Here is a 17,811-nt window from a genome sequence, read left to right on the forward strand (position 1 = left end):
CTTATTGAAACTCGCCGAACAGGCCCGATAAAAAACGCTCAAGCGCCAGCCGGGAACTGAAACCGTGTGGAATACCGTAATGTTCCTGCGCGTCCCCGCCTAAATATAACGGGAAGTTTTGATAGTGATCGCACGTCTTGATTTCCGAGGCGGGTTCCGCAAGGGACAGACTTCGTTCTTTTAGCGTGGGGTGAATGATCAGCGCCGTACGGCCCATGCGCGCCTCCCGATTAACATACACGTAATTATCCCCACGGCGATAACCGTAGGTCTTCGGTGTAGCGACATCCATTTTAAATCCCACTTTCTCAAGAACGCGTGCCACCTCATCGGGTCGTAAATACATATTTTTTCCTCGTCATCTTTTTACTGCACCGCAACCTTACATTACTCAGCATTAGCAACGCTTTCAGAAAAGTCCATAAACGAGGGCAAATGCCGTTTCGGTGATTAGCGGCACAAAATTATGGTCTAAACTAAAATTCACATCGAAAACAAAGGAGGATCCGATGTTTAACAGACCTAATCGCAGTGATGTAGATGAAGGCGTTCAGGATATCCAGAATGATGTTCATAAACTGGCCGATAGCCTGGAAGATGTACTCAAGTCTCTGGGTAGCGATGCAAAAGACGAAGCGGATACCGCACGTCGTAAAGCGCAGGCCCTGTTAAGAGAGACCCGGGCGCGTCTGCATGGTCGGACACCAGCACATCAGGCAGCGCGTGACGCGGTAAGCTGTGCAGGTACCTATGTGAAAGAGAATCCGGTCTATGCCCTGGGGGCAGTTGCCGCCGTCGGGATTTTCCTGGGTGCGCTGATTTGTAACCGCCGTTAAACCCGCTTACTCTCCCCTCCTCAACCCCGTACGTGATGCGCGTGCGGGGTTTTTTATTGCCTGCGGGCCTGTTTTACGCATATAAAGCCCCCTCCTCGTTGCGCTCATCAACCAGGAAAAACTTATCTTAATTTCCTATATGTTGTGTGGTTGAAACTTTTATCAACTACATATAGTATTCCTGTTAGCAACGAGCACACGACTGACGCGAACCTTCGCGCCGTTCTCTTATTTTAAATGGAAACACGAATCATGCGCATTACTATTTACACTCGAAATGACTGTGTACAGTGCCACGCCACAAAACGGGCAATGGAAAGCCGTGGCCTTGAATTCGAAATGGTGAATGTCGATCTGGTACCGGACGCCGCAGATGAACTGCGCGCAATGGGTTTTCGTCAGTTACCGGTCGTGGTTGCAGGTGAAACCCAATGGTCTGGTTTCCGCCCGGATATGATCAACCGCCTGCACACCGCACCGCGTGTGGCCAGCGCATGAGCATCCTCGTCTATTTCTCCAGCAGCTCGGAAAACACGCAGCGGTTTATTGAGCGACTGGGGATGTCGGCGGTGCGTATTCCACTCAATGAGCGTGAGCGCATCCGGGTAGACGAACCCTACATTCTTGTTGTTCCCAGTTATGGCGGCGGCGGTACGGCAGGTGCCGTGCCGCGTCAGGTCATCCGCTTTTTAAACGATCAGCATAACCGTGCGCTGATTCGCGGCGTGATCGCCTCCGGCAATCGCAATTTTGGCGAAGCCTACGGGCGAGCGGGAGATGTGATCTCGCAGAAATGCGGCGTGCCGTATCTCTACCGTTTTGAGCTGATGGGAACCCAGCAGGACATTGAAAACGTGCGTAAAGGAGTGAGCGAATTTTGGCAACGACAACCGCAGAGCGCGTAATGCAAGCCGCACCGGATTACCATGCGCTGAACGCCATGCTGAATCTGTACGATAAAGCAGGCCGCATCCAGTTCGACAAAGATCACCAGGCGGTAGACGCGTTCTACAACAACCATGTCCTGCCCAATAGCATGACATTCGCCAGCCAGGATGAGCGCCTTAACTATCTGGTGCAGGAAGAATATTACGATGAAAGCGTGCTGGCGCGTTATGATCGCGCTTTCGTGGTCGACCTTTTTGCTCACGCCCATGCCAGCGGTTTCCGTTTCCAGACGTTCCTTGGCGCATGGAAGTACTACACCAGCTATACGCTGAAAACCTTCGACGGCAAACGTTATCTTGAACATTTCGAAGACCGCGTGTGCATGGTCGCGCTTACCCTCGCCCAGGGAGATAAAACCCTGGCGCGGCAGTTGACCGATGAGATCCTGACCGGTCGCTTCCAGCCTGCAACACCGACCTTCCTCAACTGCGGCAAAAAGCAGCGCGGCGAGCTGGTCTCCTGCTTCCTGTTACGTATTGAAGATAATATGGAATCCATTGGCCGCGCGGTGAACTCAGCGTTGCAGTTGTCTAAACGCGGCGGTGGCGTGGCCTTTTTACTCTCAAATCTGCGCGAGGCCGGTGCGCCGATTAAGCGCATTGAGAACCAGTCGTCGGGTGTGATTCCGGTGATGAAGATGCTGGAAGATGCCTTCTCTTATGCAAACCAGTTAGGCGCGCGCCAGGGAGCCGGTGCCGTTTATCTCAACGCGCACCACCCGGATATTTTGCGTTTTCTCGATACCAAACGGGAAAACGCTGACGAAAAAATTCGTATTAAAACGCTCTCACTAGGTGTGGTGATCCCGGATATCACTTTCCGTCTGGCAAAAGACAATGCTGACATGGCGCTGTTTTCACCCTATGACGTAGAGCGCCTGTACGGCAAACCCTTCGGTGATATCGCAGTAAGCGAGATGTATGAACAACTGGTTGCCGATGACCGCGTACGTAAGAAATACATCAACGCCCGCGATTTCTTCCAGACGCTGGCGGAGATCCAGTTCGAATCAGGCTATCCGTACATCATGTTTGAAGATACGGTGAACCGCGCTAATCCCATTGCCGGGCGTATCAATATGAGCAACCTGTGCTCCGAGATTTTGCAGGTGAATAGCCCGTCCACGCTGGATGAAAACCTGGACTACGTGGATATTGGCCACGATATCTCGTGCAACCTCGGCTCGCTCAATATCGCCCATACCATGGATTCGCCTGACTTTGGCCGCACGGTGGAAACGGCGGTGCGTGGCCTGAGCGCGGTCTCAAACATGAGCCACATCCGCTCGGTTCCCTCGGTAGAAGCGGGGAATGCGGCATCACACGCTATTGGCCTTGGGCAGATGAACCTGCACGGCTATCTGGCGCGAGAAGGCATAGCCTACGGCAGTGAAGAGGGGCTGGATTTCACCAACTTCTATTTTTACACCATCACCTGGCACGCGCTGAATACCTCGATGATGATGGCCCGCGAACGCAACCAGCGTTTTGCAGGCTTCGAACAGTCGCGCTATGCCAGCGGGGAATTTTTCAATCAGTACCTGGAAAAGGACTGGCAGCCAAAAACAGAGAAAGTCCGTGCGCTCTTTGCCCGAAGCGGCATCACCCTCCCTGACCGCAATATGTGGGAGCAGTTGCGTGAGAACGTGATGCGCTACGGCATTTACAACCAGAACCTGCAGGCGGTTCCGCCTACCGGGTCTATTTCTTACATCAATCACGCCACGTCGAGTATTCACCCTATCGTGTCGAAAATTGAGATTCGCAAGGAAGGCAAAACCGGGCGCGTTTACTACCCTGCCCCGTTTATGACCAACGAAAACCTGGCGTTTTATCAGGATGCCTATGAAATCGGGCCGGAGAAGATCATCGACACCTACGCTGAGGCCACGCGTCATGTGGATCAGGGGTTGTCATTGACGCTGTTCTTCCCGGACACCGCCACCACGCGCGACATTAATAGAGCGCAGATTTATGCGTGGAAGAAAGGTATCAAGACGCTGTACTACATCCGCCTGCGCCAACTGGCGCTGGAAGGTACTGAAATCGAGGGCTGCGTGTCCTGCGCGCTGTAAGGAGAAAAGGATGAAACCACTATCACGCGTGAGCGCCGTCAACTGGAACAAGATTCAGGATGATAAAGATCTTGAGGTCTGGAACCGCCTGACCAGTAACTTCTGGCTACCTGAAAAGGTACCGCTGTCGAACGATATCCCCGCCTGGCAGACGCTGAGCCACGCGGAACAGCAACTGACGATCCGCGTTTTTACCGGGCTGACGCTGCTCGATACCATTCAGAATACTGTGGGTGCGCCGACGTTAATGGCTGATGCGCTGACGCCCCATGAAGAGGCGGTGCTGTCGAACGTCAGCTTTATGGAAGCGGTGCATGCCCGCTCTTACAGCTCGATTTTCTCCACACTGTGCCAGACGAAAGATGTGGATGCGGCCTACGCCTGGAGTGAAGAGAACAGCGCGTTGCAGCGTAAGGCACAGCTCATCCTGGAGTATTACCGTGCCGATGATCCGTTGAAGAAGAAAATTGCCAGCGTCTTCCTGGAGTCGTTTTTGTTCTATTCCGGCTTCTGGCTTCCGATGTACTGGTCCAGTCGTGGCAAGTTGACCAATACGGCGGACCTGATTCGTTTGATCATTCGCGACGAGGCGGTTCACGGCTATTACATTGGCTATAAGTATCAGAAAGGGGTGGAAAAAGTCAGCAGTGAAAAGCGTGAAGAACTAAAAAATTTCGCGCTGGAGCTGATGATGGATCTCTACGATAACGAAGTGACCTACACCGAGGACTTATATGCGGAGTCAGGTTGGGCCGAGGATGTGAAAGCCTTCCTCTGTTACAACGCCAATAAAGCGCTAATGAACCTGGGCTATGAGCCCTTGTTCCCGGCGGAAATGGCAGAAGTAAACCCGACAATTCTCGCCGCCCTTTCACCGGGGGCGGATGAAAATCATGACTTCTTCTCGGGTTCCGGTTCGTCTTATGTGATGGGCAAAGCGGTGGAAACCGAGGATGAAGACTGGGATTTCTGAGCCGCCCGTCTCCCCTCACCCCGGCCCTCTCCCCTGGGGCTGAGGAATCCCCACAAAAATGCGAGCACGATCGGTCCCCTCTCCTCTTTGGGGAGAGGGTTAGGGTGAGGGGAAATACCCGCGCATTGTTCAATATTATTCCCGCACACTCACTACACACATTCCGTAATATTTCTTCCGTCATTCTTTCGCCATATTCACCCACAATCACCATCATCGCACCGTAATTTCAGCAGCGAATACGAAAAATCTCATAAAAATGAGATCACCGCTCAGCCCTTATCTCATGGGAAATTCAGGCGATTTTACCCTTGCAAAATTCCGCCAATACAAGTCATGAGGGTTGTCACAGAATCTCAGTATGCTAGGGTATACGCGGTCAATTATTCGCATCAGGTAACATATCGACATAAATAAATAACAGGAAACGTTCTATTGCATGGCAATTAAATTAGAAGTTAAAAACCTATATAAAGTATTTGGCGAGCATCCGCAGCGGGCTTTCAAATATATTGAAAAAGGATTTTCGAAAGAACAAATTCTGGAAAAAACAGGGCTATCGCTTGGCGTTAAAGACGCCAGTCTGGCCATTGAAGAAGGCGAGATATTTGTCATCATGGGATTATCCGGTTCGGGTAAGTCCACAATGGTACGCCTTCTCAATCGCCTGATTGAACCCACCCGCGGACAGGTACTGATTGATGGCGTGGATATCGCCAAAATATCAGATGCCGAACTCCGTGAGGTGCGCAGGAAAAAGATTGCGATGGTCTTCCAGTCATTCGCGCTAATGCCGCATATGACAGTGTTAAATAACACTGCGTTTGGCATGGAATTAGCGGGTGCGAGCGCCAGTGAGCGTCAGGAAAAAGCCTTAGATGCATTGCGTCAGGTCGGGCTGGAGAATTATGCCCATGCTTATCCGGATGAACTCTCTGGTGGTATGCGCCAGCGCGTAGGTCTCGCTCGCGCATTAGCGATTAATCCCGACATCTTATTAATGGACGAAGCCTTCTCGGCGCTCGATCCATTAATTCGAACCGAGATGCAGGATGAACTGGTGAAATTACAGTCGCGCCATCAACGCACTGTGGTCTTTATTTCCCACGATCTGGATGAAGCAATGCGTATTGGCGATCGGATTGCCATTATGCAAAACGGCGAAGTTGTTCAGGTCGGAACACCGGATGAAATTCTGAATAATCCGGCGAATGATTATGTGCGAACCTTCTTCCGTGGCGTGGATATTAGCCAGGTATTCAGCGCAAAAGATATTGCCCGCCGCACGCCGGTCGGCCTTATTCGCAGAACGCCAGGTTTTGGCCCACGTTCAGCGCTGAAGATGTTGCAGGATGAAGACCGTGAATATGGTTATGTGATTGAACGTGGTAATAAATTTGTTGGCATTGTCTCCATCGACTCTCTGAAAACGGCGCTAAGCCAGAATCAGGGTATTGATGCGGCGTTAATCGACTCCCCGCTTGCCGTGGAAGCGGAAACGCCGCTCAGCGAGTTGCTCTCTCATGTTGGCCAGGCACCCTGTGCGGTACCGGTGGTCGGTGAAGAACAACAATACGTCGGCATCATCTCCAAACGGATGCTGCTACAGGCTTTAGATCGCGAGGGAGCAAACAATGGCTGATCAAAATAACCCGTGGGAGAGCGCACCGGCAACCGACAGCGCGGCACAATCGGCTGATGCGTGGGGATCATCACCCGCCCCCGCACCAACGGATGGTGGCGGTGCCGACTGGCTCGCCAATGCCCCAACACCTGCGCCGGAGCATTTTAATATTATGGATCCCTTCCATAAGACGCTGATCCCACTGGATAGCTGGGTCACACAGGGGATCGACTGGGTGGTGACGCACTTCCGCCCGGTGTTCCAGGGCATCCGTGTCCCGGTGGATTACATCTTAAGCGCCTTCCAACAATTGCTGTTGGGGATGCCTGCACCGGTCGCGATCATCGTCTTTTCGCTGATCGCCTGGCAGATTAGCAGCGCAGGAATGGGCGTCGCGGCACTGGTGTCACTGATTTTGATCGGTGCGATTGGCGCCTGGTCGCAGGCGATGGTCACGCTGGCACTGGTGCTGACCGCCCTGCTGTTTTGCATCATTATCGGACTACCGCTTGGCATCTGGCTGGCGCGCAGTGAACGTGCGGCGAAGATCATCCGTCCGCTGCTCGACGCCATGCAGACAACGCCTGCGTTTGTCTACCTGGTGCCGATTGTGATGTTGTTTGGTATCGGTAACGTGCCGGGCGTGGTGGTGACGATTATTTTCGCCCTGCCGCCGGTGGTGCGTTTGACTATCCTGGGTATTAACCAGGTGCCGGAAGATTTAATTGAAGCATCACGGTCATTTGGCGCCAGCCCGCGCCAGATGTTGTTCAAAGTACAGTTACCACTGGCCATGCCCACCATTATGGCGGGGATCAACCAGACGCTTATGCTTGCCCTCTCCATGGTAGTGATCGCATCGATGATCGCCGTCGGTGGACTTGGTCAGATGGTACTTCGCGGTATTGGCCGTCTCGATATGGGGCTGGCAACCGTCGGTGGCGTGGGGATTGTTATCCTCGCCATCATCCTCGACCGCCTGACACAGGCGATGGGTCGCGATGCCCGCAGCCGGGGTAATCGTCGCTGGTACAGCACCGGCCCACTTGGGTTGATTACTCGCCCGTTCATTAAGTAACGATGTAGCTCGCCCGGAGACACGCGCTCCGGGCCTACTGAGTCCTACCTAAAATTGAAGGAATAACAACGATGCGACAGAACATTATTCTCGCCACAGCGTTTGCCACCCTTGTCTCCACCAGCGCATTTGCGGCCGACCTGCCCGGCAAAGGCATCACCGTACAACCTTTCCAGAGCACTATCTCTGAAGAAACATTCCAGACCCTGCTGGTCAGCCGTGGGCTGGAAAAACTCGGCTATACCGTCAACAAGCCCAGCGAAGTGGACTACAACGTCGGTTACACCTCACTGGCGGCGGGCGATGTAACCTTTACCGCCGTGAACTGGCAACCACTGCATGATGATATGTACGCGGCGGCCGGCGGAGATAAAAAGTTCTATCGCGAGGGGGATTTCGTTACCGGCGCAGCGCAGGGGTATCTGATCGATAAGAAGACCGCTGAGAAGTACAACATTAAAAGCATCGATCAGCTTAAAGATCCCAACATTGCCAAACTGTTTGATACCAACGGCGACGGGAAAGCAGACCTGACAGGATGTACGCCGGGCTGGGGCTGTGAAGCAGTGATCAACCACCAGATTGACGCCTTTGGTCTGAGTAAATCCGTGGTGCATAACCAGGGCAATTACGCGGCGATGATGGCCGATACCATTACTCGCTTTAAAGAAGGCAAACCGGTGCTCTATTACACCTGGACGCCGTACTGGGTTAGTGACGTACTGAAACCGGGGAAAGATGTGGTCTGGCTGCAAGTGCCATTCTCTTCTCTGCCGGGCGAGCAGAAAAATATCGACACCAAACTGCCTAACGGTATGAACTATGGCTTCCCGGTGAACACAATGCACATTGTCGCCAATAAAGCCTGGGCCGAGAAAAATCCGGCGGCGGCGAAACTGTTCTCCGTAATGAAGCTGCCGATTTCTGATATCAATGCGCAGAACGCGATGATGCACGCCGGTCACGCCTCTGAAGCGGATATTCAGGGTCATGTTGATGGTTGGATCAAAGCCCACCAGCAGCAGTTTGACGGTTGGGTGAAAGAGGCGCTGGCCGCGCAGAAGTAAGGGTTTGGCTTTTTAGTCGCTCTTCCCCTCGGTTTTCTCCCTCTCCCCGTGGGAAAGGAATCCCCACAAAATAATACGAGCACTATCGGTCCCCTCGCCCCTGCGGGGTGAGGGCAATAAACCGCACAAATTCTTAACCGCACTAAGCGACACGCGATCCCTCCCACCTTTTTCTCTTCATTAGTTATTATTGATATCCACGAAAATAATCAGCTAATGAATCAGTCACAGAAAAATGACCAAACAACATCAAGGGCTTAGCCCGGCGCTGATCGCGCTCATGTCCGTCGCCACCGGTCTATCCGTCGCCAGCAACTATTACGCGCAGCCGTTGCTCGATGCGATAGCCCGCGCCTTCGCGCTTTCTCCCAATCAGGCTGGCTTTATTGTCACCGCGGCCCAACTCGGCTATGCGGCTGGCTTGCTGTTCCTGGTTCCCCTGGGCGATATGTTTGAGCGCAGACGGCTCATCGTCTCCATGACTCTGCTGGCTGCGGGAGGGATGTTGATCACGGCCAGCAGCACCACGCTTGGGATGATGGTTCTTGGAACCGCACTGACGGGCCTTTTCTCAGTGGTGGCGCAAATCCTCGTTCCGCTGGCCGCCACCCTTGCCGCGCCGGAAAAACGTGGCAAAGTCATCGGCACCATTATGAGTGGCCTGCTGCTTGGCATTCTGCTGGCGCGAACCGTTGCCGGATTACTGGCAAGCCTCGGCGGCTGGCGTACGGTCTACTGGGTAGCCAGCGTGCTGATGGTGATCATGGCGATTGCGCTATGGCGTGGTCTGCCAAAGGTCAAACAGGACAATCACCTGAATTACCCGCAGCTTCTGGGATCGATCTTCACCCTGTTTGCCAAAGAAAAAGTACTGCGCACCCGGGCCCTGCTGGGCTGCCTCTCCTTCGCCAATTTCAGCATTCTCTGGACCTCGATGGCTTTCCTGCTCGCCTCGCCGCCCTTTAACTTCTCAGAAGGGGTGATTGGGCTGTTTGGCCTGGTGGGCGCCGCAGGCGCACTGGGCGCGCGTCCTTTTGGTAGCCTGGCGGACAAAGGCAAAGCTCACCTGACCACCACCGTCTCACTGGGGTTACTGCTTCTCTCCTGGCTGGCGATTGCCTGGGGGCAAAGCTCGGTGCTGGCGCTGATCGTCGGGATTTTGGTACTGGATTTGACTGTACAGGGTGTCCACATTACCAACCAGACCGTCATTTATCGCCTCAAACCCGAAGCCCGTAACCGTCTGACCGCCGGTTATATGACCAGTTATTTCGTCGGTGGCGCGGCCGGATCGCTTATCTCCGCATCGGCATGGCAGCATGCAGGCTGGACCGGGGTGAGTATTGCAGGTGGCAGTTTCGCTGCCCTTAACCTGTTGGTCTGGTGGCGAGGCTATCAGCCCCCGCAAAAAGCAGAATAAAATCCCGCCCACGCCAGGTCGCAACACCAAAAAACCGGGGTGTTAAGGTGCCCCTGAGTCTGATATGGTTATGCGACTTATTTATCCCGGTGATTTTAACGTGGGTGATATTTAACAAATACTATGGATAGTAGAGATACAACAACCGACCCCTTCCCCGTTGCACTGGCAACCTTTCCGGAAGGGTTCAGAAACCGCCTTCCTGACGTATTAAGTTACGCTCCTGTGGCATTCCCATTCGGCCTGAATGCCACGAAGCCAGGTTTTTCGCCACCCGGCGAGTTCATCTCCCGCATCACTCTGTTCTCCATCCCCGCCGCGCCCCTTACGGGCTGCGTTAACGTTTTATTTATCTTTCTGGGGCTGCGTTTCTGGAAAACGCGCAGCCTGATTATTGCTGGATTATTGCGCGCGCTCGCTTACGGAATCGTCTGGAAATTACTGACAGTCCCATAACTAAAGCAAATTTATTAGAGAAAATAATACATTTACTTTATTTGTCACTGTCGTTACTATATCGACTGCAATTAATGAGGTTATGCCCAAATGGATAGTTCGTTTACGCCCATTGAACAAATGCTTAAATTCCGCGCCAGCCGCTATGAAGATTTCCCGTTCCAGGAAATTCTGCTCACCCGCCTGTGTATGCACATGCAGGGCAAACTGCTGGAAAACCGCAACAAAATGCTGAAAGCTCAAGGGATTAACGAAACATTATTTATGGCGTTAATCACCCTGGAGTCGCAGGAAAATCACAGTATTCAGCCATCGGAACTGAGCAGCGCGCTAGGCTCTTCCCGCACCAATGCGACCCGTATCGCCGATGAACTGGAAAAACGCGGCTGGATTGAACGCCGTGAAAGCGACAATGACCGTCGCTGCCTGCATCTGCAGTTGACCGAAAAAGGGCATGAATTCCTGCGTCAGGTTCTGCCACCGCAGCACAACTGTCTGCACCAACTCTGGTCTTCGCTGACTACCGCTGAAAAAGACCAACTCGAGCACATCACACGCAAGTTGCTCACTCGCCTGGATCAAATGGACGAAGACGGCACCATCCTTGAGGCGCTGCGCTAACGCTGAGATCCGCTCGAACATCCAGATTGAATAAGAATTCCGTCAGGCCGGCACGTCACACTGCTGGCCTTTCTGACAAAACAGGTCGGCCTTGCCGATATGAAATAATAAGATCGTGGAGAAAAGCATGAGCGCAAATGCGGAGAGTCAAACCCCGCAGCAACCGGTCAAAAAGAAAGGCAAACGCAAAGGCGCCCTTCTGCTGTTGACCTTGCTCTTTATTGTTATTGCCGTGGCGTATGGGATTTATTGGTTTTTAGTACTGCGTCATTTTGAGGAAACCGATGACGCCTACGTGGCAGGGAACCAGGTTCAAATCATGGCGCAGGTATCCGGCAGCGTGACGAAAGTCTGGGCTGACAATACCGACTACGTCAAACAAGGGGATGTGCTGGTCACCCTCGATGCTACCGATGCCCAACAGGCATTTGAAAAAGCGCAGACCACGCTGGCCTCAAGCGTTCGCCAGACCCGTCAGTTGATGATCAACGGCAAGCAGCTTCAGGCAAGCATCGAACTGCAACGTACCGCTCTGGCTCAGGCGCAAACGGATTTAAATCGCCGTGTGCCGCTGGGCAACGCCAACTTGATTGGCCGTGAAGAGCTGCAACATGCCCGTGATGCTGTCGCCACCGCACAGGCGCAGTTGGATGTTGCTATTCAGCAATATAACGCTAACCAGGCGATGATCCTGGATACCCGTCTGGAAGATCAGCCTGCGGTAAAACAGGCCGCCGCTGAACTGCGTAACGCCTGGCTTGCGCTGCAACGTACCAAAATTGTCAGCCCGATCACCGGCTATGTTTCTCGCCGTGCCGTTCAGCCTGGCGCGCAGATAAGCCCGACAACCTCGCTGATGGCCGTCGTACCGGCCACGGGTTTGTGGGTGGACGCAAACTTCAAAGAAACTCAGCTTGCGCATATGCGTATCGGCCAGACAGCCACCGTCGTTAGCGATCTTTACGGTGATGAAGTGAAATACACCGGCAAAGTGGTGGGTCTGGATATGGGTACAGGCAGCGCCTTCTCTCTGCTTCCGGCTCAGAACGCCACCGGTAACTGGATCAAAGTGGTTCAGCGCCTGCCGGTACGTATCGAACTCGATGCAAAACAGTTGAGCGATCACCCGTTGCGTATTGGCCTCTCAACGCTGGTCAATGTTGATACCACCAACCGTGACGGCCAGGTACTGTCGAGCCAGGTTCGCACCAGCCCGGCCTATGAGAGCAACGCACGTGAGCTTGACCTGAAACCGGTCAACACCCTGATTGAAAATATCGTGAAGGCCAACGCGGGTTAATCCGAGGTACGCGTAATGCAACAGAGAAAACCGCTGGAAGGAGCGCAACTGGTCATTATGACCATTGCGCTGTCACTGGCGACCTTCATGCAGGTGCTGGATTCCACCATTGCTAACGTCGCGATCCCAACGATTGCCGGCAACCTTGGCTCTTCCCTGAGCCAGGGTACCTGGGTTATCACCTCTTTCGGGGTGGCAAACGCCATCTCGATTCCGATCACCGGCTGGCTGGCGAAGCGTGTGGGTGAGGTCAAACTGTTCCTCTGGTCTACCGTCGCTTTTGCTATCGCCTCCTGGGCGTGCGGCGTCTCCAATAGCCTGAGCATGTTGATCTTCTTCCGTGTCATTCAGGGGATTGTCGCCGGGCCGTTGATTCCACTCTCACAGAGTCTGTTGCTGAGTAACTACCCGCCCGCTAAACGTTCCATTGCGCTGGCGCTGTGGTCGATGACGGTGATCGTAGCCCCCATTTGCGGCCCGATCCTCGGCGGTTATATCAGTGATAACTACCACTGGGGCTGGATCTTCTTTATCAACGTCCCTATCGGCGTACTGGTCGTACTGCTGACTCTCCAATCGCTGCGTGGTCGTGAAACGCGCACTGAACAGCGCCGCATCGACGGCGTGGGCCTGGCGTTACTGGTGATTGGTATCGGTAGCCTGCAGGTGATGCTCGACCAGGGTAAAGAACTGGACTGGTTCAACTCCCGCGAGATCATCATCCTGACCATTGTCGCCGTGGTGGCGATAAGCTTTCTTGTGGTGTGGGAGTTGACGGATGAGAACCCGATAGTCGACCTGTCGCTCTTTAAGTCGCGGAATTTTACCATCGGCTGTTTGTGTATCAGTCTCGCCTATATGCTCTATTTCGGCGCGATTGTTCTGTTGCCGCAGCTATTGCAGGAAGTTTATGGCTACACCGCGACATGGGCGGGGCTTGCCTCTGCGCCAGTTGGGGTGATCCCGGTCCTGCTGTCGCCGATCATTGGTCGTTTTGCCCATAAGCTCGATATGCGCAGGCTGGTTACATTCAGCTTTATTATGTATGCCGTCTGCTTCTACTGGCGTGCATATACCTTTGAGCCGGGAATGGATTTTGGCGCTTCCGCATGGCCGCAATTTATTCAGGGTTTCGCCGTGGCCTGCTTCTTTATGCCGCTGACGACGATTACCCTGTCCGGTCTGCCACCAGAGCGTCTGGCGGCGGCGTCGAGCCTGTCGAACTTTGCCCGAACGCTGGCTGGTTCCATCGGGACATCGATCACCACCACCATGTGGACCAACCGGGAATCGATGCATCACGCGCAACTGACCGAGTCAGTAAACCCTTACAACCCGAACGCGCAGGAAATGTATAACCAGTTGCAAGGGCTGGGGATGTCACAGCAGCAGGCATCCGGCTGGATAGCCCAGCAAATCACCAATCAGGGGCTGATTATTTCCGCCAATGAGATTTTCTGGATGTCGGCCGCGGTATTCCTGGTCTTGCTGGGCCTTGTGTGGTTTGCCAGACCGCCGTTTGGTGCTGGCGGCGGTGGTGGTGGTGCGCACTAAGCACCGCTCATTCCGGCAGAAAAAAGCTTTCACCTAAGGGATCTTCGGATCCCTTTTTTTATGCCCGCACTCGCAGGTGGTTGTTTTATCATCATAACGCGTGTATCTTTACGCCCGCCCCGAAATCTTCCATTCACCTTAACCGGTTCTGAGCAACGCGCTCAGGTTGTTTATCCCTCTGACGTCGTCCACCCCTTTTGCGGGTGATTGTTAACCTCACATTTTTAACCCACTCAACCTGGCATTCGCACGCCGCGCGGGCGAACAATAATTACACAAAAAAATAATGGATTATCATGAATTCACAACGAAAATATGGGAGAACCTGGCACTATCCTTTCTCCCCTGGCACCACCAGCGATGACCGCATCAATGCCGATTACTGGCGTGATGTGCAGTCGATCGCGTCGCTGGTCCATACGGAAAAGCTGGACGGTGAGAATAACTGCCTGAACCGCTATGGCGTTTTTGCGCGTTCGCACGCTGCGCCTACCCAATCCGCATGGACACATAAGATTCGTCAGCGCTGGCAATTGCTGAAAAACGATCTCGGCGATCTCGAACTCTTTGGTGAGAATCTTTACGCCGTCCATTCCATTGAGTATCACGCGCTGGAGCAGGATTTCTTTCTCTTTGCGATCCGCTGCCAGGACGTCTGGTTAAGCTGGGAAGAGGTCAAATTTTATGCTGCGCTCTTTGATTTTCCCTGCGTACCAGAGATGAAAGGCCCACAGCCTGGAAACGATGAAAAGGCGTGGCAGCGTGAGTTTCTGGCGCTCACAACCGGCAGTGGCGCATTTGCGCCCTGGGATACCCAGACCGGCAAGCCGTGTACGCTCGAAGGTGTGGTCACCCGCAACAGTGAAGAATTTCCTGTTGATGAATTTGCACATAATGTCTTCAAGTTTGTGCGCAAAAATCATGTGAAAACCACCGAGCACTGGAAGCGCAACTGGCAACGCGCCCGTATGGCGTATGAGTTTGCAGCAGGAGGCACACGATGATCTGGCAGCTAAACGAAGACAAAAACTGGGCCACTTTACGCCAGCGTTTTAACTGGGTGGAAGAGATGCATCAGGTTCCACAGGATCCCTTTCACCATGCGGAAGGCAATGTAGGGATCCACACCGAGATGGTCCTCAATGCGTTGACGGAAATGGATGAGTATCAGCAACTGCCACGCCAGCAGCAGGAAATAATGTGGGCCGCGGCGCTCCTGCACGATGTCGAAAAGCGCAGCACCACGCACCAGGACGATGACGGACGTATCCACTCGCCTGGTCATGCCCGCAAAGGTGAGCTCACTGCACGGCAAATTTTGTGGCGTGACATCCCGACGCCATTTGCCCTGCGCGAGCAGATTGCAGCGCTGGTGCGTCTGCATGGCCTCCCCTTATGGCTGCTGGAACGCCCGTCGCCTGAGCGCTTACTGCTGAGTGCTGCGATGCGTATTGACACTCGACTGCTGGCATTGCTCGCGCGTGCCGATATGGAGGGGCGTCATTGCGAAGACAAACAGGAGATGCTTGATCGCATTGCTTTGTTTGAGCTCTTTTGTCAGGAGCAGCACTGCTGGGGGCAAGCGCGCCCCTTTGCATCCGATACCGCACGCTGGCATTACCTGACGCATGAGAACAGCCCGGCAAATTTTGTGCCCTGGGACACAGAGTCCTTCGAGGTGACCTTGCTTAGCGCACTGCCCGGAATGGGGAAAGATCGCTATATCAGCGAACATTGCAAAGGGTTGGCCGTCATAAGCCTGGATGATATTCGCAGGCGGTTGGGCGTAAGTCCCGCCGATCGCACGGCAACCGGGCAAGTCGTACAACTGGCGAAAGAGGAAGCGCGCGTGCTTTTGCGGCAAAAAACGCCCTTCGTGTGGAATGCAACAAACATCAGCCGGCAACTGCGAACTCAGCTTATCAGCCTGTTCACGGCTTACGGGGCGAGGGTAAAAATTGTTTATCTGGAAGTGCCCTGGCCGCAATGGAAAACGCAGAATGCCAATCGCCAGCATGCCGTACCGGAAGAGGTCATTCTGCGCATGTCGTCCAGGCTTGAGGTTCCTCAGCCCGATGAAGCACATTGCGTTGAGTACCGGGTCACGGATGCATAACCTAAGGGCCTCCAGCCAGGAGGCCCATCTTATGCTATTTCACGATGCCAAGAATTTCGAGGGTTATTTCCGAGGCCACGCCTGGCGGCACAGAACCGGGTATCCCCTGTTCACCATAGGCAAGTTCACTCGGAACGGTGATCCTGACCTTGCCTCCACTGCCGATACGCAGCAAGCCTTGCTGCATTAATTCCGGAAGCTTAATCACCATACCAATTCGTACTTCGCCGACAGAAATTTTCTTTCCGGTACTGATTTTTTCATCAAGCCGGAAACGAACCGTATCGTTTGCGGTTAATAGCGGTGTTTTGCCTTTTTTGATAACCTGGTAAACCACGCCGTTGTGGGTCCGCTCAGCGCCTTTGACTTTCGCTGCCTGCGCAACAAACTGGATGCTCTGTTTTTTGTTACGCTCCCGTTCTCGCTCGTTCGCCGCCCCCACCTGCTGATCAAAACGAGTTAAAGTCTGACCAACGTCTTCTTCGCTCAGTTGCATTGTGTTGGCGAGCTTATCTTTGAACCCCTGCTGGAAGGCCAGAGGTAAGAACTTGTGCCCGGCATTCTCCAGTACTTTGAATTCGTAGAGAACCTTAACCGCGTAATACGCACCGTAGGCATAGTTTATTTTTGCCTCCTCAGACTTGTGCTTTTTCAGTGAGTAGGCGGACTGCTTTGCTTTAACCAGTTCAAGGGAAGTCGCATCGTGCTCCTTTTGTAACGTTGCCAGACTGGCCAACGCCTGCTTTTTCTCTTCGTCGGCTTTTTTTGCCTGCTGCTCAAGTTTAATAAGACGCGCGAACTGTTCTGCGATCTTGTCTTTGGCAGTATTAAGCTGAGCGAGCTGTTCGCTGTTTTGTTTACTGGCTTGCTCAAGTAGCGTCGCCAGCGTTTTATCGCTGTCGGACTGCTTCGCCAGTTGCTGCTCCAGCAGCGCCTTCTGGCTGGTGGCCTCTTTCAGGCTCTGTTCGAGTGCGGCGGTACGCGCGCTATTCGCCTGCGCGGTTTTCTCCAGTTCGGCGATATTCTTGCCAAGCGTCGCGGTTTTCTCATTCGCCGCCGAAAGTTGGGCGCGCAGTTTTTCGGCCTCCGCCCGCTGCGTCGCCAGCGTCTTATCGCTGTCGGACTGCTTCGCCAGTTGCTGCTCCAGCAGCGCCTTCTGGCTGGTGGCCTCTTTCAGGCTCTGTTCGAGCGTGGCGGTACGCGCGCTATTTGCCTGCGCGGTTTTCTCCAGTTTTGCGATATTCTTGCCAAGCGTCGCGGTTTTCTCATTCGCCGCCGCAAGTTGGGCGCGCAGTTTTTCGGCCTCCGCCCGCTGCGTTGCCAGCGTTTTGTCGATGTCGGAGTGCTTCGCCAGTTGCTGCTCCAGCAGCGCCTTCTGGCTGGTGGCCTCTTTCAGGCTCTGTTCGAGCGTGGCGGTGCGCGCGCTATTTGCCTGCGCCGTTTTCTCCAGTTCGGCGATATTCTTGCCAAGCGTCGCGGTTTTCTCATTCGCTGCGGCAAGCTGGGCGCGCAGTTTTTCGGCCTCCGCCCGCTGCGTTGCCAGCGTTTTGTCGATGTCGGACTGCTTCGCCAGTTGCTGCTCCAGCAGCGCTTTCTGGCTGGTGGCCTCTTTCAGGCTCTGTTCGAGTGCGGCGGTGCGCGCGCTATTCGCCTGCGCCGTTTTCTCCAGTTCGGCGATATTCTTGCCAAGCGTCGCGGTTTTCTCATTCGCTGCGGCAAGCTGGGCGCGCAGTTTTTCGGCCTC

The 17,811-nt window shown here is 53.9% G+C and carries 17 protein-coding genes; 15 read left to right on the forward strand and 2 right to left on the reverse strand.

Features of this window, described 5'->3' with window-relative positions; translation table 11 throughout:
* Nucleotide 1: 1 nt before the first annotated feature.
* Nucleotides 2-346: a DUF2002 family protein gene (locus ABIB59_RS25715; protein WP_039077596.1), complete on the reverse strand. Its 345-nt coding sequence runs from the start codon at nt 344-346 to the stop codon at nt 2-4.
* Nucleotides 347-509: 163 nt separating this feature from the next.
* On the opposite strand from ABIB59_RS25715, the gene ABIB59_RS25720 reads away from it, so the two are divergent.
* From ABIB59_RS25720 to ABIB59_RS25790, 15 genes are all read left to right on the forward strand, one after another.
* Complete coding sequence (locus ABIB59_RS25720) at nt 510-836, forward strand: DUF883 family protein (protein ID WP_039077597.1); 327 nt, start codon at nt 510-512, stop codon at nt 834-836.
* 252 nt (nt 837-1,088) lie between these two features.
* Nucleotides 1,089-1,334 (forward strand): glutaredoxin-like protein NrdH, encoded by a 246-nt coding sequence (gene nrdH, locus ABIB59_RS25725; RefSeq protein WP_071194719.1) that lies wholly within the window; start codon nt 1,089-1,091, stop codon nt 1,332-1,334.
* Nucleotides 1,331-1,741 (forward strand): class Ib ribonucleoside-diphosphate reductase assembly flavoprotein NrdI, encoded by a 411-nt coding sequence (gene nrdI / locus ABIB59_RS25730; RefSeq protein WP_107224586.1) that lies wholly within the window; start codon nt 1,331-1,333, stop codon nt 1,739-1,741. The genes nrdH and nrdI overlap by 4 nt, the downstream gene beginning before the upstream one ends.
* A complete protein-coding gene (gene nrdE, locus ABIB59_RS25735) occupies nt 1,714-3,858 on the forward strand; it encodes a class 1b ribonucleoside-diphosphate reductase subunit alpha (RefSeq protein WP_354037522.1) in 2,145 nt (714 codons plus the stop codon). The genes nrdI and nrdE overlap by 28 nt, the downstream gene beginning before the upstream one ends.
* A 10-nt stretch (nt 3,859-3,868) precedes the next feature.
* Nucleotides 3,869-4,831 carry a class 1b ribonucleoside-diphosphate reductase subunit beta gene (nrdF, locus tag ABIB59_RS25740; protein ID WP_071194721.1) on the forward strand — a complete coding sequence of 321 codons (963 nt, stop codon included), beginning with the start codon at nt 3,869-3,871 and terminating at the stop codon, nt 4,829-4,831.
* Nucleotides 4,832-5,270: 439 nt separating this feature from the next.
* A complete protein-coding gene (gene proV / locus ABIB59_RS25745; RefSeq protein ID WP_039077602.1) occupies nt 5,271-6,473 on the forward strand; it encodes a glycine betaine/L-proline ABC transporter ATP-binding protein ProV in 1,203 nt (400 codons plus the stop codon).
* Nucleotides 6,466-7,533 (forward strand): glycine betaine/L-proline ABC transporter permease ProW, encoded by a 1,068-nt coding sequence (gene proW / locus ABIB59_RS25750; RefSeq protein WP_107224584.1) that lies wholly within the window; start codon nt 6,466-6,468, stop codon nt 7,531-7,533. Before proV ends, proW begins: the two co-directional genes overlap by 8 nt.
* A 71-nt stretch (nt 7,534-7,604) precedes the next feature.
* The gene (gene proX, locus ABIB59_RS25755; protein ID WP_039077604.1) at nt 7,605-8,600 is read left to right on the forward strand and encodes a glycine betaine/L-proline ABC transporter substrate-binding protein ProX; all 996 of its coding nucleotides are present in this window, start codon (nt 7,605-7,607) and stop codon (nt 8,598-8,600) included.
* Nucleotides 8,601-8,835: 235 nt separating this feature from the next.
* Nucleotides 8,836-10,020, forward strand: coding sequence for an MFS transporter (locus ABIB59_RS25760; RefSeq protein WP_107224583.1), 1,185 nt, complete (start codon nt 8,836-8,838; stop codon nt 10,018-10,020).
* A 123-nt stretch (nt 10,021-10,143) separates the two neighbouring features.
* Entirely contained in the window at nt 10,144-10,476 is a 333-nt protein-coding gene (locus ABIB59_RS25765) for a hypothetical protein (RefSeq protein WP_354037525.1), read from the forward strand.
* Nucleotides 10,477-10,566: 90 nt separating this feature from the next.
* Nucleotides 10,567-11,097: a transcriptional repressor MprA gene (gene mprA, locus ABIB59_RS25770; protein ID WP_039077607.1), complete on the forward strand. Its 531-nt coding sequence runs from the start codon at nt 10,567-10,569 to the stop codon at nt 11,095-11,097.
* 127 nt (nt 11,098-11,224) lie between these two features.
* Complete coding sequence (gene emrA, locus ABIB59_RS25775; protein ID WP_165158081.1) at nt 11,225-12,397, forward strand: multidrug efflux MFS transporter periplasmic adaptor subunit EmrA; 1,173 nt, start codon at nt 11,225-11,227, stop codon at nt 12,395-12,397.
* Nucleotides 12,398-12,412: 15 nt separating this feature from the next.
* Nucleotides 12,413-13,951 (forward strand): multidrug efflux MFS transporter permease subunit EmrB, encoded by a 1,539-nt coding sequence (emrB, locus tag ABIB59_RS25780; RefSeq protein ID WP_039077609.1) that lies wholly within the window; start codon nt 12,413-12,415, stop codon nt 13,949-13,951.
* A 296-nt stretch (nt 13,952-14,247) separates the two neighbouring features.
* Nucleotides 14,248-14,955 (forward strand): RNA ligase family protein, encoded by a 708-nt coding sequence (locus tag ABIB59_RS25785; protein WP_079497819.1) that lies wholly within the window; start codon nt 14,248-14,250, stop codon nt 14,953-14,955.
* The gene (locus tag ABIB59_RS25790) at nt 14,952-16,067 is read left to right on the forward strand and encodes an AAA family ATPase (RefSeq protein ID WP_354037528.1); all 1,116 of its coding nucleotides are present in this window, start codon (nt 14,952-14,954) and stop codon (nt 16,065-16,067) included. Before ABIB59_RS25785 ends, ABIB59_RS25790 begins: the two co-directional genes overlap by 4 nt.
* A gap of 34 nt (nt 16,068-16,101) precedes the next feature.
* Here the strand turns inward: ABIB59_RS25790 and ABIB59_RS25795 are convergent.
* Nucleotides 16,102-17,811: FKBP-type peptidyl-prolyl cis-trans isomerase N-terminal domain-containing protein (locus tag ABIB59_RS25795; protein WP_354037530.1), on the reverse strand; the 1,710-nt coding region annotated here is incomplete at its 5' end.

The organism is Citrobacter sp. UYEF32 (genome assembly GCF_040546205.1).
Lineage (GTDB): Bacteria > Pseudomonadota > Gammaproteobacteria > Enterobacterales > Enterobacteriaceae > Phytobacter > Phytobacter diazotrophicus.